General features: G+C 52.3%; 18 protein-coding genes and 1 pseudogene. 5 read left to right on the forward strand and 14 right to left on the reverse strand.

Annotated elements, in window-relative coordinates:
* Nucleotides 1-474: 474 nt before the first annotated feature.
* The 7 genes from G7K71_RS04055 to G7K71_RS04080 form a co-directional block, all read right to left on the reverse strand.
* Nucleotides 475-1278, reverse strand: a complete 804-nt coding sequence (locus tag G7K71_RS04055) for a hypothetical protein (protein ID WP_166343697.1) — start codon at nucleotides 1276-1278, stop codon at nucleotides 475-477.
* Nucleotides 1279-1327: 49 nt separating this feature from the next.
* Nucleotides 1328-1762: a hypothetical protein gene (locus G7K71_RS04060; protein ID WP_166343699.1), complete on the reverse strand. Its 435-nt coding sequence runs from the start codon at nucleotides 1760-1762 to the stop codon at nucleotides 1328-1330.
* A 667-nt stretch (nucleotides 1763-2429) separates the two neighbouring features.
* Nucleotides 2430-3023 carry a hypothetical protein gene (locus G7K71_RS04065; protein WP_166343700.1) on the reverse strand — a complete coding sequence of 198 codons (594 nt, stop codon included), beginning with the start codon at nucleotides 3021-3023 and terminating at the stop codon, nucleotides 2430-2432.
* Nucleotides 3020-3406, reverse strand: coding sequence for a hypothetical protein (locus G7K71_RS04070; protein WP_166343702.1), 387 nt, complete (start codon nucleotides 3404-3406; stop codon nucleotides 3020-3022). Before G7K71_RS04070 ends, G7K71_RS04065 begins: the two co-directional genes overlap by 4 nt.
* 1182 nt (nucleotides 3407-4588) lie before the next feature.
* A complete protein-coding gene (locus G7K71_RS20175) occupies nucleotides 4589-4702 on the reverse strand; it encodes a hypothetical protein (RefSeq protein ID WP_395858245.1) in 114 nt (37 codons plus the stop codon).
* Nucleotides 4702-4917 (reverse strand): ankyrin repeat domain-containing protein, encoded by a 216-nt coding sequence (locus tag G7K71_RS04075; RefSeq protein ID WP_166343704.1) that lies wholly within the window; start codon nucleotides 4915-4917, stop codon nucleotides 4702-4704. Before G7K71_RS04075 ends, G7K71_RS20175 begins: the two co-directional genes overlap by 1 nt.
* Nucleotides 4914-5303, reverse strand: coding sequence for a hypothetical protein (locus G7K71_RS04080; RefSeq protein WP_166343706.1), 390 nt, complete (start codon nucleotides 5301-5303; stop codon nucleotides 4914-4916). The genes G7K71_RS04075 and G7K71_RS04080 overlap by 4 nt, the downstream gene beginning before the upstream one ends.
* A 268-nt stretch (nucleotides 5304-5571) precedes the next feature.
* Between G7K71_RS04080 and G7K71_RS04085 the strand changes: the two genes are divergently transcribed.
* From G7K71_RS04085 to G7K71_RS04100, 4 genes are all read left to right on the forward strand, one after another.
* Nucleotides 5572-5838 carry a hypothetical protein gene (locus tag G7K71_RS04085; protein ID WP_243174553.1) on the forward strand — a complete coding sequence of 89 codons (267 nt, stop codon included), beginning with the start codon at nucleotides 5572-5574 and terminating at the stop codon, nucleotides 5836-5838.
* A gap of 5 nt (nucleotides 5839-5843) precedes the next feature.
* Nucleotides 5844-6338: a hypothetical protein gene (locus G7K71_RS04090; protein ID WP_072870254.1), complete on the forward strand. Its 495-nt coding sequence runs from the start codon at nucleotides 5844-5846 to the stop codon at nucleotides 6336-6338.
* Nucleotides 6323-6652 (forward strand): UPF0175 family protein, encoded by a 330-nt coding sequence (locus tag G7K71_RS04095; RefSeq protein ID WP_013821646.1) that lies wholly within the window; start codon nucleotides 6323-6325, stop codon nucleotides 6650-6652. The genes G7K71_RS04090 and G7K71_RS04095 overlap by 16 nt, the downstream gene beginning before the upstream one ends.
* A gap of 64 nt (nucleotides 6653-6716) precedes the next feature.
* Nucleotides 6717-7112 (forward strand): hypothetical protein, encoded by a 396-nt coding sequence (locus tag G7K71_RS04100; protein ID WP_207712821.1) that lies wholly within the window; start codon nucleotides 6717-6719, stop codon nucleotides 7110-7112.
* Nucleotides 7113-7203: 91 nt separating this feature from the next.
* Here the strand turns inward: G7K71_RS04100 and G7K71_RS04105 are convergent, their stop codons facing one another.
* The 5 genes from G7K71_RS04105 to G7K71_RS04125 all read right to left on the reverse strand — a co-directional run bounded on the left by G7K71_RS04105 (nucleotide 7204) and on the right by G7K71_RS04125 (nucleotide 10144).
* On the reverse strand, nucleotides 7204-7806 hold the full coding sequence (locus tag G7K71_RS04105) for a hypothetical protein (RefSeq protein ID WP_072871597.1): 603 nt from the start codon (nucleotides 7804-7806) through the stop codon (nucleotides 7204-7206).
* A 78-nt stretch (nucleotides 7807-7884) separates the two neighbouring features.
* Complete coding sequence (locus G7K71_RS04110) at nucleotides 7885-8697, reverse strand: hypothetical protein (RefSeq protein ID WP_166343710.1); 813 nt, start codon at nucleotides 8695-8697, stop codon at nucleotides 7885-7887.
* Nucleotides 8698-9003: 306 nt separating this feature from the next.
* Nucleotides 9004-9216: a hypothetical protein gene (locus G7K71_RS04115; protein ID WP_072871591.1), complete on the reverse strand. Its 213-nt coding sequence runs from the start codon at nucleotides 9214-9216 to the stop codon at nucleotides 9004-9006.
* Between the two features lie 5 nt (nucleotides 9217-9221).
* A complete protein-coding gene (locus G7K71_RS04120) occupies nucleotides 9222-9506 on the reverse strand; it encodes a hypothetical protein (protein ID WP_166343712.1) in 285 nt (94 codons plus the stop codon).
* Between the two features lie 128 nt (nucleotides 9507-9634).
* Nucleotides 9635-10144: a hypothetical protein gene (locus tag G7K71_RS04125; RefSeq protein WP_166343714.1), complete on the reverse strand. Its 510-nt coding sequence runs from the start codon at nucleotides 10142-10144 to the stop codon at nucleotides 9635-9637.
* Between the two features lie 290 nt (nucleotides 10145-10434).
* On the opposite strand from G7K71_RS04125, the pseudogene G7K71_RS20180 reads away from it, so the two are divergent.
* Nucleotides 10435-10557: pseudogene (locus G7K71_RS20180) on the forward strand (methyl-accepting chemotaxis protein); the annotation flags it as partial.
* 184 nt (nucleotides 10558-10741) lie between these two features.
* On the opposite strand, the gene G7K71_RS04135 reads toward G7K71_RS20180, so the two are convergent.
* Together G7K71_RS04135 and G7K71_RS04140 are read right to left on the reverse strand one after the other, a co-directional pair.
* Nucleotides 10742-11515: a carbohydrate deacetylase gene (locus G7K71_RS04135; protein WP_166343716.1), complete on the reverse strand. Its 774-nt coding sequence runs from the start codon at nucleotides 11513-11515 to the stop codon at nucleotides 10742-10744.
* A 212-nt stretch (nucleotides 11516-11727) separates the two neighbouring features.
* Complete coding sequence (locus G7K71_RS04140; protein ID WP_166343718.1) at nucleotides 11728-13185, reverse strand: amino acid permease; 1458 nt, start codon at nucleotides 13183-13185, stop codon at nucleotides 11728-11730.
* Nucleotides 13186-13199 lie beyond the last annotated feature (14 nt).

The following is a 13199-nucleotide window of genomic DNA, read 5'->3' on the forward strand; positions in this document are numbered from 1 at the left end:
ACTATCGGGGCGGCGGTCGTCCCCCGTCGCTCCGTGCTACGGGCCGGACGAAACATCGGCTTGCCTCGGAGCAAACCTGGCAGCGCTGCATATGCGCCGGAAGTCTACTTTCCTTATGAAATAGTTACAGCCTAAGTAACCCAATCATTATATCGATACTGGTACCAGCGCGATTCGCGCTGCCGGTTTGCTAACCTCGGCCCAGCACTCACCGAACGCAACATACTTGACAGGTAGTCAAAGAGCAGACCCAAGTTAAAGGCCTCTGAAGATTATGGGCTCTTGTGAGTGCTGGGCGTGTTTCGTATCCGGCCCTCCAGCCCAGCACTCACTGGTAAGGAATGCCTTCGAAGTCATGTTATTTACATATTGCTCAATGACTGTGCCAATGAATAGTTGTAGCAGTGAGTGCTGGGTCGCTCCTTAAGGGAAGACCGCCGTCCATCCAGTTTCTGGTTTTGCGACAGTATCTATTTAAAACTTAAACTGTCGGGCCCATGAATGCCGGCAGTGATTTGTGCATGGCTTGGGTGTTATCTTCTTTAGTTCCCCGCTATCTAATACGTAATAAGAGTGAACAAAAATAGCCAATATCTCACTAGGAGCATTCCTTATTATGTTTACTACTTCCTCAAGATGGTCACTTTGTTGCCGAAGGTCTCTCCCGTGGGGGTATGTGTTACAAAAGACCAGGGAAATACAACGCAGATTTCCTTTACTTTGTTGATAGGCAAGCTGTAACTTTCCAATGTCCTTTCTTATTCCATCAATAAAAACTTTGTGCAACTTGGTAACATATTTGTACTCCAAAGCATATAAAAGTTCAGTGGTAATATCGTGATCCTTGAAAATGCCTTGTTGCTTTTCTCGTTGCAGGGCTAGCTTGTAGTCCTTATTGATGATGTGGCCCAAGCATCTATACTTTTCCTCAAGGCTGTTTGCATCGGCAATTCCGTCCAAGCAAAGGCGTACAAAGTCGGGGTTCAGCACGACAAAATCGTAATTTCCTCTGTCCCCTTCTGCTGAATCTAATGGAAGAGGCGGCTGGTTAAGGTCAGCAGGTTTATAGCGAAAGTTATTCGGGTATTCCTGGTGCAGGCAGTTAATGGTTACACCGTTAACCCTCATCTCCATTTTCGTGCTATACAGGCAATAGTACAAATAAGAGCGCAGGTCAGCTTCGGTGAAAAAGATCTGTGGTGCCTCCCTAAATTTGTTGATTGCTTTCAGTATACCTGTTCTTAACAACTGGCCTATTTCGTCTATTAGCAGCGACATGCGAAACGCTTCCTCCCATATCATCTGGCTTCCTGTGTTATGCAGAGAGTCAGAGATGTATTTCTGAGACGTTTCTCTCTGCCAATAGGTATGCTTCGACATGAGCCTCAGTTTTGATATTGCGTATATTTGCTTTCCAATCATCAAAAGCTGTCGGATCCCAGTTGTCTGTGATTAGTAAGGCTATTCTTGTCCGTCTATAACAACTTCCTTGCATATGCTGAACAAGTTTCTCTATGGCCTGCCTGCAGTTCAGGTGTCCCTTGCCTTTTGCATATGATGGTGAACTCAGCGATATGAACAGTGCTATATCATGACAATGAGGGTCTGGAATTCCAGGGTAACAATTTACCGCACCGTACTCACGACCAAAAGTTTCTTGAACTATCCGAGGTATGCCTTCCGGACGTATCCCTTGCTTATTATTCTTTAGTTCATCAATCAATGATGCCAATTTTTCAACAATCCGACGAAATTCACTCATCTTCGTATTCCCCTTAATCTCGTTATCTCGTTTATCTTTCTTCCGAATAATCGTCTTTCTTCCTACCTGGAACCGAAGGGTAGAGTAGGCCCTGGCATAAACCAGATTCAAGCATAAGAACAGGAGCAGTACAGACCTCGTGAGGCCAGAGCATTTCTCCATCTTCGGGCTAGTGTTCCCCCTCAAGCAGGTCATCTGCGCTGTTATATTTCAGGAATCTGAGAGGGTGCCAGGTGGCCCCACCTTTAACCTCGATCAATCCAGGTGGCCCGAAGCAATCCCAGAATACGTATTACGGAATATCGGCTTCTTGAACAGCCCTCTGTATACTAGGCTTGCGTCCAGGGATATCACCTACAGTGCAGCAGGCAGTTGCTGGTAAGCGATGCCCAGCCAGGGTAGCAGGGTTTGAGCACCCACCACCCTCTTTAACCGCCCCTGGCACTCGGTTAGGGTAAACCGGCTTAGGACTGGCTTGGCACCCTGACCCTATAGGTACCAGCGCCCCAGATTTTCCTGGTCTACACCGAAGACTTGTACACGAAGTTAACCTTGTGCTTCATTTTGACCAGCACCTAGCGTACGCACTGCCAGATGACTTCAGTGGTCGAAGGGACCGTGATTTTAGCCACCACGTAGGTGGCGTGCACACAATTTACACCCGCTGTCAATCATTTGACGTAGTAGGGGCGGCCAACAAAGCAGAGATGCCACCGGCACGGTTTGCCATATTAAGGAAAAATGATACGACTTTATCTATGAGTTTTTCTGCTTCCTCAAGCGAAAGGTCGGGTGTCATGGGAGTAGAGACATGCACTTCATGACCCCAGCCGGATACCTTTTCTATGCTCACCCCCTGGTCCTTCTCATCTGAAATCACGGACTGAAGATTCCTGAGTATATAGTCCTGTATATATGCCGCCCTCACGCGCACACCCATAAAGGCTTCCAGCCGGGCGGACCTGGAAGGCTGGGGTGGTACCCACTTTATCCCCCATCTAATACCCCATGTTTCAGGAGCTCCACACACCGCTCCAACTCCGACAGCCGGCGGCGGTACAAGATCTCTTTCTACTTTGATATCGTGCTCTGTAATCCCCGGCTGTCCTGTCGCCCGTTTCAAATCGTCTAGATGTCTTACCATCACCTGCAGAGCCAGCTCCCCTACCAGTTCCTCGAACGCCCTAATCGCTTCCCTTGCCGCAGGGTAGCTTTTCAAACCTTCGGCAAATAATTCGATTTTAGGATCAACTTTGGTCATTGCCTTGCCCTCCCCTCAAAACATTGATTTAAGTAACCGGTAGCCGCCACTACCTGACTCCTAAGCATCAGCGCTACAACGCCGTTGTCATCTTGCCCAAGCCAGGCCAAGGAAGGGACGCCGAGCAAATTCTGCTCTACCGCACCCACAAAACCGCCTACCAGCGCGGCCAGAACCAACCGTCCTTCGGCAACCAATTCTGGTATCAGATGGCGTAGGCGATGGCAAATGTCGCCCCAGGTGAGGAGTTCGAATCCTCCTTCGTAAAGACGCTCGGCACCATCGGTTGCCACCAGGTATGCTTTCCGCAGCGGTATCGGCTGGCTATCGAGCCATTGTTTGTACCCTTGGTTCTTGTTCCTGTCTGCCTCTTCGGCGCTCACCACTTTCACCTCGAGAACGATAACGGCATGATTCCCGATCCGGACGACACAATCAAGACGCCCGGAGCATCCAGGGTGCCCCTTTGGTACCCACACCTCGCGCTCGACCGAGCATCGTTCACTACGTTCACTACAATGTGAGAGTTCTGACACCTCCTTACCGCATAAAACATAGCCAACGCAACGTGCTGACCCGAGTTCTTCAAGTATCCAGGCCAACCAGTCGGAATAAGCCTCCTCCCTGTCTCCAGCAAGCCACCTGTGTAGCGGGAAGGACATTCTCAAAGGTTCTCCGATTGGGTGTAGCATGTCCTCCGACCGGTGCACGAGTGCCTTTAGTTGCTGAATCTGCACCTCCGCGCACCTGATGGCAGGGAATATCAGCCGTTCCACGGCAGACCAGGTTCCGTTAAACTGACCTTCTTCAGGTGACCTTTTTAACGCCGCCCACCGTTTTATAAACTCGGCAAAGGTTTCCTCTCCTACCGCTACGGACCGTGAACTTTGTCTGGCCAAACATGCCCATCGTTCTATTATTGCAGCAGGTGACGAGATAAGATATTCGCCAGACATAATTACCCCAACCATCCTCCTAGTTCTCCTCTATTTAAGTTTTTGGCCCGCCCTCGAACGTCTTAATCTACCGGAAGAACGGCCATCCACTCGAGCACCGGCCTGGAGTCCATTACCTTCACGGTATCACCGAATGGTGCCCTCTGCCGGAAACCTCCACAGGTTGTCCATCCTGACCAGCTTTCGTGTTGGCCCTCCATTCTCCTGGAGTCCGCGCTTTTCGAGGCACCGGAATTGCCAGCTCGTTCCTTGTAATTTTTCGATAGGGTGTTTTATTTTTTCCTGTTGAGCCAGCAACGCACTTCTCGATCGTGCGGGACGGTATTTCCCTGCCGCCCGGCCAGATGGCATACCGCACTGAATCATTCGAGCATCCGTGCTATGTTCACACATCCTTTCCGCCGCGCAATGTCTGCTGCTGTTTACCCCCTGGGTGTCCTTGCCATGGGGTCTGCCCCATAGCGGAGCAGGAACCCTACCATAGCGGCATTACCTTGCTCGCTTCATCAGCGGTGTCTCGTATACCTCTACGGAGGGATGGCCCATTTAGGCCAGTGTATCTATATTTTCGGGCGCGAGATCCTTTAATGTTTTCCATTATGCTTGCCATTATATCCTGGTTCGTATGGCTACCAACTTTTCGGAGTAAAGAACGTTAGGGTCGGCTCCATGGGCCAAAAGCAACTCCGCTTTTTCCAGGCGGTCCATGGCTACGGCAGACATCAGGGCCGTTCACTGGCCGTTGTCCTGCTCGTTGACCCGGCCCCCCTTTCCAGCAGGTACCACACGGCATCGAGATGGCCGTGCAGGGCCGCCAACATCAGCGGTGTTTCCCCGCTGCCGCCCCTGTCGTTTACGTCCAGACCTTGCTCCAGCAGGAAGGCCAGCTTCTGCAGGTCCCCTTCACCTGCCGCCCCGATTTGCGGTTTTAGATTCATTCCAGCAGGTACGGTTTTAGGTCTTCGAGGTTGATGTTTTCCCAGAACGCACCGTCCTTTATTAACTTCATGGCTATTTCTATTGCCTTCTCTTTGAAGTCTTCATAACCCATATCTTTGTCTGCCGGCCCGAAATTGTGGTGACAGTCTTTTGAATGAGCTCCCAAACAGCATGTACCGAAAATAGAGGTCTCTAAGTCCACGGTGAATAAAAGCTCACCGTCATCCTTCCGGTAGCAGAGCAGCCGGTAAGGATAGTTTAACAAGGGGAACTTTTCCTCCCCTGCCTTCACAAAAACGCCCGTGACTTCGCCGGTGAGGTCGACCTTTTCAATGATTTCCCCGTCTCCCAGGTAATCGCTCAGGAAAGGGTCGCATACGGCCATCGTAATCCCTCCTCCATGCTTGTTTTTGCCTCAGGATAGCAGGAGGAAAGGACACACTTGTGTCCGCGAAACTTAAGACGGGAAATTTTCTGATGCCGTCTTTTTCCGCTTCAAGCTCCCGGGACACTTAAAAGATGTGATATGAGCAGGTCTCGCATGGCCCACTCATACAGTTTCTTCAAGGCGGTAGCCCATCGCTGATTATTGCTCCTAATTACAGAATATGGTATACTGGACAACGAGGTGAAATCAAATGGGGGTTGAACGTTTGGTTGAGGAAATCAAAAAACTGACCCCAAAGCAAAAGGAAGAGTTATTCCGCAAATTAGGAATCACCCTTCCTATAGAAAACGAAGAATTCCGTGGCGGCCCTGATGACCCCCTGGCAGAGTTAATCGGCATGTTTAAGGGGCCGGGTACTGGCTCCCGCAAATACAAGGAGGATTTGTATGGGGGCGACAGCATCGTGCTGCTGGATGAAAGGGGCATCGCCCATCAGTGTGACTATATCAAACACGCAATCATAAGCGGGTGAAAGCATTGCCTGAATATGTGGTGGACTCATCGTTCTTAATCTCGCTGTCCAGGATTAACGCCCTCCAGTTGATTAAGCTGCTGCCCGGGCCTGCCCTTTGCCCGGAGGAAGTGTACCAGGAAGTTGTTGAAACAGGTTTACACCGGGGCTACGCTGATGCGTTTCTGATCAGCCGTGAAGTCTTTCTCCCCGAACCACCCCTGGTCAAAAGCGTGGCGGTATCAAATCGCCTGGGAACAAAAGGAGTATCTCCGGTGGATGATAGCGTTTTATCCCTGGCTTTTCAGCGAAAGGCCGTCCTGTTGACAGATGATATAAGGTTGCGTAAAAAGGCTCTTGGAGCCGGCCTGAAGGTTCATACCTCGCCGGAATTCCTTCTGTACTATCTTAACTATGACAGTTTCAAATCGGCCCTTGATGGTTTGGTAAAACACAGGCGACTGGACGAAAAAATAGCAAAACTTTACCTGGAGGCCAAGAGACAATGGAAAAAAGAGTAAGAATAAGCACCGAGTTTGATCCGGTGCTCTTAAAAAGGTTGGACGCATATGCTTCCAAAAGGTACCTGGACCGTTCATCCGCCCTTCAGCAATTAGTTTCCTTTGCGCTACGTGAAATCTACAAAAAAGAGGCCGTACAGGCTTACCGGGAGGGCCGGATGACTATCCGGCAGTGCGCAGATATGCTGGGAGTTGATTACTTTGAAATGAACGAAATTCTCAAGTCTGAAAATATAAACGTCATTCCCGACCCCGAACAGGGCCTGGCAACACTGTTGCCGGAATTGGAAGATTCCTTTGGGAAAAACCCGTAAACCATATGCATTACCGGGCTTGTACCCCCACACAGAATGTTTTATAGCCGTAACAACCCCTCACGTGGTTGATCCCAAAAACCCGGGAGCGGTGGATGAAATCGTGCATCTGGGGGACCACTGGAACCCGGTCATCCCCGGGCTGAACCTGGCGGTGGTCAACTCCGTGGAGCCCCATTATTACAAGCCCCAGCACGGCGATGTGGTCATTGACACCATGACCTGTGTCAGGCCCGTGTCCAACCCGATTTTGCAGGCCGAAAGGAATACCGCCCGGGAGATGTACCGGCGCTGCATGGAAGAAGCCGTGGACTTCATCCACCGCGCCAAGAAGGTCCACGATGAAGTGGAAGCCTATTATATCCCGAACATGAACTTCCAGGACATCGAAGCCCGCAGGCAAAAGGTGCTGGCCAGGATCCTGGAGCTGGCCGAGGAGGTAAACGGGCAGCAGGGATAGAATTGCAGGTAACATCTGCGGAAGATATGTAGTGATTTTATGACTGCCTCAAACTGGGTGGCCCTTCCAGGCTGCGCGGGTTGTTGCGCTCTCAGCGGGCCAATAACTCCTCAGCAATCTCAATTAGCATTTCCTGGTTCTTGATGTCAGTCAGGCGTCTTATCTTGAACTCTGCTCCGTTGCACCAGTAGTCTCCCGCTGAGGGATCGGTCTCAAATACAAGTTCTTCGTTTAAGCGATAAGACGGACTACAATTCATCTTTTGCAGTATCTGGTCTGGGAGCAGCTTCAGGATGTGGTGAGGCCATGCGCGGCGAGCGTATAGATTACGACGAAGGTAATCTTCGTCACGGGGCTGGTAGACTCCTGTAATAAACAGCAGGGGAAAATAGGGATCAACCCCCAACTCGTTACAGACAGCGTAATAGTCGCGGCTCTTGAAGGCCACGTTACTGTCCTCGTTGACTTTTACCAGCATAAAGGCAAATTTGTACTTCCCGAGATGTTCGAACAAGAAGTTTCCCAGGTGTTGTGAAGCTCCACTGTGCCATACGGAGTATCCTTTCTCCGACCAAACGAAAGCATTGTCTGGGATACGATTCCTCACATACGATATGAAATCATCAAGCAATAGACAACATGTCTTATGAAAGTTATCGACCTCCCGCAGAACCTGAACCAGGTCCGCACTCATGGCAATTTTCCCTCCTTACGAAAGTTCTAGCAAGGGTGTTCAAATAACACCCAGTTGGGTCTCAAACAGCCTCCCTGCCTAGGGCTTATAGAAAACTGCCGCGCTGGCTTCCACGGCCCCCGGAACTTGCTTTACGTATGTTCTGCAGTATGCCGGGTGCAAACGGCCTGACAACCCTAGATTCAGAGTGTAAAGCCTCTGGTACCATAACCACCGTAACTCTGAGACGATCCCCGACATTGCGGGCTGTGGCCAACCGCTGAACCTAGCGTAGCCCTTGAAGCGCAAGTAAGTTTCCAGTAGTTGTAAGATCTTACATTCTACCGTTCGCGCAGGATATTTCCCACTGCGCAGAGCTTCAGCAAGAAAATCGTAGACGCTGTGCCAACCCAGCCAGAAGAGGCGCGCCTCGCCACCTGCAGCTCTCCAGCTCGTTTCTAGATCCTTCCGGGGCATGATGCGGTGGCCCGTAAGGAAGACAATCGCCTTTCCACAGTTGGGGTACTGCTGAGCGAGACTTTTCCAGTACCTGTAGAGTTGGTCCACCTCCTGGTTCTGGATCCTGCCATCCTCAGTTTCCTCGGCACTGCCACTTTTTCCAGAGCGATGCTTGACCTCAATGACAATCGCAACAGAGACGCCGGCTTCACCCTCCAGCCTTAGAAAGACGTCTGGAATCCCGTACAAGAAATCAGTCTTCCAAAACTCAATGGCTTCAACCCGTGTGCAGGTGCCTATGTGCTTTTCTAGACATTCGCCATCAATGCTTCTAGCCCTACCGATAAAGCGAATAAACTCTTCGTCCGGCAGTAAAGAGAGTAACCCAATTGCCGTTGATGTTAAGATATCTTCTTCGAAGCCCAGCCTGCCGGCGATTTCCGCGTAAATCATCCAGTTCCCCCCGTCTTCATTAGGGCTCCTTTTAGAGGGGCTTTATCCCAAAGCATCCCCCTTTGGTACCAGGCCCACCAGCATTTAACTATGTCACAGGTAGACTTCCACAAAATTACCATCTTTCCTTCTAGCGAGCTCTAGCCGCCAATGCGTCTTGTGAAGAACTTTGACGAACTCCTATAGGTGAGCTAAAACCCCTCATCCATTTGGCAAACGCAGGGCCTTCTGTACGGGGTCGTGCTCTCAAGCACGGACTCTTGCCATAACGAGATGCACACCCTTACCTGTGAAGCAACTACTGCATCAAACCTGCCGCGGGGGGCTTAAAGCCCACCCGGCAGCCATAAAGAGGAACGCCTCCTTCAGGGGCCTCTGGAAAGCTTCCTCGTCAGCCGGAAGAGCTGCAATCCAGTCGAGCACCGGCTTGGAGTCGAGGACCTGCACGGTCTCCCCGAGCTTGAGAGTATAGGACTCGAAGCGCTGGGGTTCCTTGTCACACCTCCAGAGCCAGCGCACCCGCCTTACGTGCTGCAGGTCCCAGCCGTCAATGTCGCCGACTCCTCGTGCCAGATGTAGCCGCCGACTACTTCGCCTACCCAGTACACCTCAGCGGTACCGACGCGCAGCACCACAAGGTCGCCCTCCTTCACCTCCTCGCAGAAGCGCTCAAGGTCCGCGAGCTTGCACGAAAGGCCCCAGCCGGAGCGACCGTTCAGGATCACGTCCCACTCGAGGCAGAGCTTCGCGTAGTTGCGCTCAGAATCGCCCGCGGCGACCTGCCATATTCTCCTACCGGAGATCTCCATTCCATGTTAAGTCCTCATCCTCTTCTGGAAACTTCCGAAGTTCCGAAGAACCTTTCTGCAGCACCCGCCTGCCGGCCATGGTAGGTGGCAGGGGGTGCACGTTTTCTTGCACACGGAACTACCTGGCGTTATTCCCCGAGCTTGATACCATACTCTGCTGCCAGTTCGTCGAGCTTCTGCACGTAGTGGCGCTCCGCAGCTCGGGCATCGGACAAAAGCCTGTTCGCCGAAGTGATTCTTGAATAGTCCCCGGTGTCAACGGCTGCCACAACTTCGGAGAACGCCTGCAAATTCAGGTTGAGCGCGTTGATCAGCTCTTCGTGGGCATCCCTCAGTTCCGGGGCCACGTCTGCGGAAAGGGCCTCCGCCCTTTCGGCGAGGTCGCGTGTCCTGGGCATCAGGTCATTGAGAACCCGCGCGCCAAACTCGAGGTCGCTGATGCGCCCGGCGGCTGATTGCTGGCGCAGTTCGTCCCACGTTGCGGCAAGCTTCTCCGTCTCGTCAATGACCGGCATCATGCTCTTCAGGTAATCCTCCAGGTTCCTGGTTTTCCTGGCCCTCTCCCCAGAGCCAACCGCAGCCAGCAACCCCAGGACACAAAGCACCACCAGTGCGAGCACAACACCCTTCCTTTTCACGGTATCCTCCTCCCTGCTTGTTTTTACCTCAGGATAGCAGGAGGAGAGGACACACTTGTGTCCGCGAAACTTAAGACGGGAAATTTTCTGATGCCGTCTTTTTCCGCTTAAAACTCATGGGACACTTAAAAGATGTAATATGAGCAGGTCTCGCATGGCCCACCCGGGCGGCGGTATCCCTTGTTTTCCTTATTGCGGGATCACCGGCCGCCTTTGTTATTTCAAGTTACACGAAATTTTTTCGGACCCCGGCAAGGAAAGTTTAATTTTTGCCGAATTATTTCCAGAATGTGGCCGACCAAACCAAGCTCCTGGGATTGAACGCCGCCATTGAAGCGACCCGGGCCGGCCAGGTGGGGCGGGGATTTGCCGTGGTAGTAGCCCAGGAAGTACGCAAGCTGGCCGAAGAAAGCAGCGCCAGAAGAGATAGAGAAGATTTTAAACCAGTTCAAGAATTCCATTGAAAGGGTTACCGCCGGCATTGAAAAAAAACAGCGCCATAACACAGGAGCAGGCGAGGAAAAGTGAAAAGATAGCTAAATGGTGGAGAAACTGCAGCAAATCGGCTCCCAACCATCATGAAGTGGCCGGTAAACTCTAACCAGGGGGGAAACCTGCCAGATCCAGATAACTCCCCAGTTTGACTCCCTGATCGAACAGCCATTCCCTGGTGCCCGGGTCACAGAGTATGGCCAGTTCCCTCTCCCGCTGCCAGGTGTAGCTGCTCCGCTGCCTCAGTTCTTCATCCACTATGCCGGGATGGGTCATCAACTCCATTACGCCGGCACTGCTCTGCACCCCGGCAGTAACTAACCGGCGAAACGATTCCCCGGAAACCTGCTCACCAAACCAGTCGCCGCAAAAATAATCGGGGGTGGGCACACCCTGCCGGATAAGCCTCTGGCGCATGGAAGAGTCCAGGCTCCGCACAGGCAACCCGTAGCACCGGGCCACGTCCAGCAGGGCTTCCAGGATGATGGGGTGGGCGTGGACATGATGGTGTGTATCCAGGTGGCTTACCCATACCCCTGCTGCCCTGACCTTTTCCACCTGGGCCAGGAATTCCCGCCTCACTTCCTCCCCGTTTAAGGGCCCCGAGAGAAGGGCGTCCCTTTTTTTAAACCATCCCCGGCTATCTACCAGTGAAGGTACGGCTGCCGGGTCGCACAGGGGCCTGCCCGCCGTCAAGCAAAGGTGTACCCCCGTGGCCTTCAGCCTACCCCGGCGTAAAACAGCCAGGGCATCCCCGGTACCCGGCTGGTTGGCCATCAGGCTGGTACTGGTGACCACCCCGCATTCCATGGCTTTAATAATCCCCTGGTTTACTCCCACCGTGTAACCGAAGTCATCGGCATTGACGATGAGCAGCACAGCCCTTGTCCCTCCTGTATTTCAGAGCACAGGATAGCGTATTTGCAAACATTTGCAAACGCAACCGTTCTGTACCTTAATGAATCCTCCCTCCAATAAATTTGTATAGCATCAATCCATAGGCACTGACGAGCTTTTTCCTGGCAGCTTCACTCACGCTTGACAGGCCGGATTTTCAGGCCTGCTACAGGCGAATTCTGCGCTGCTCTTATTTATGCGGTCGCTTTATAGCGCCGTCTGACAAAAAGGAAAAATACCATTGCGTATGCGATGGCCAGCAACAATCCACTAACCATTCCAGGGATCTGGCTGCGGGCCAGGGGGACCGAGGCCACCACAACCAGCAGAAGTAACAGAGATGTATAGGGCAGGTAGGGATAACCCGGTACGGCAAAAGGCGCCTTGAACCGGGTCAACTTCTGGCGGAAGCGGATATAGGTAACAGTTATCACCGCCCAGTTGAAAAGGGAAATAAAGCCGCTGGCACTGGCCACATAGAGAAAAACCTTTTGTGGGAGTAAGTAGGCCAGAATGACGGCGATGCTTAAGAAAATACTGCTGGCGGCCAGCGCCCGGGTAGGTATGCCCCGCCGGTCTGTTTTTAATAAAAATCGGGGAGCCTCATGCCTTTCGGCCAGGGACTTGAGCATTCTGGTCACTCCGAACATGGTGGTATTCATACTGGAAAGTACAGCCGTGATTATGATGGCGTTTAACAGGTGGCTCCCAAAGGGGATGCGCAACCTTTCGAGAACCGTGACAAAGGGACTGGAAGCGACCGGAACGGTGAACCAGGGCAAAAGACCGACCAGCACGAAAATGGCACAGGTATATAAAAAGGTCACTGTCAGGCCGGTACCTATGACGGCCCGGGGTATGGTATGCCTGGGATTGGTGGCCTGTGCCGCCGTCATGCATACCACCTGAATACCGGAATAGGCAAATATAACCAGCAGGAGAGAGGCAAAAACTCCTTTTACACCCCGGGGGAAAAATCCTCCGTAGGCAAAATAATTGACAGTTCCAACCGGCGCCAGACCGGGCCACAGTCCGGATAAAACGGTCAAGCCGGCCAGAATGAAGAGAAATAAGGCCATTATTTTTATGCCCGAAAACAACCCTTCAATACGGGTGAACCCGCGAATATCCAGCAGGTTAATACCGGTGATTAGCAGGGAAAAAAACAGGCTGAATAGCCACAGCGGCCATCCGGGCAGCCACCAGTGCACCAGCAGAGCGGAAGCCGTGACTTCCGTAGCCATGCCCAGCACACCTGAAGACCAGTACATCCAGCCGGTGACAAAACCCATCAGGGGACCCAGATAGCGGTTTGCGTAGTCGCTGAAAGCCCCTGTGGAAGGCCATGCAGCCTCCATTTCGGCCAGGTAGAGCATTACCGGTATAACCACCAGAGCACCAGCCAGATAAGATAGCACTGCAGCCGGCCCGGCTATGCGTATGGGAATCCCGCTGGCCACAAAGATACCGGCACCAATGACGACGGCCAGGCCAATCATAATGATTTCCAGTGTGCCTATCTCCCTGGCGGCCACTCCCATCCGTACCGCCCCTGTACCAGCGGCCAGTTTTAGATCCACGGCCAGTTCCGCCGGTGCCTCCTCATCTGCCCGGAGTTCTGTGCAAAACTGCTGCAGGTTTTTTCCGGTCAAAATGTTCACCTGCC

The sequence above is a fragment of the Desulfofundulus sp. TPOSR genome, from assembly GCF_011393055.1.
Taxonomy (GTDB): Bacteria; Bacillota; Desulfotomaculia; order Desulfotomaculales; family Desulfovirgulaceae; genus Desulfofundulus; species Desulfofundulus kuznetsovii.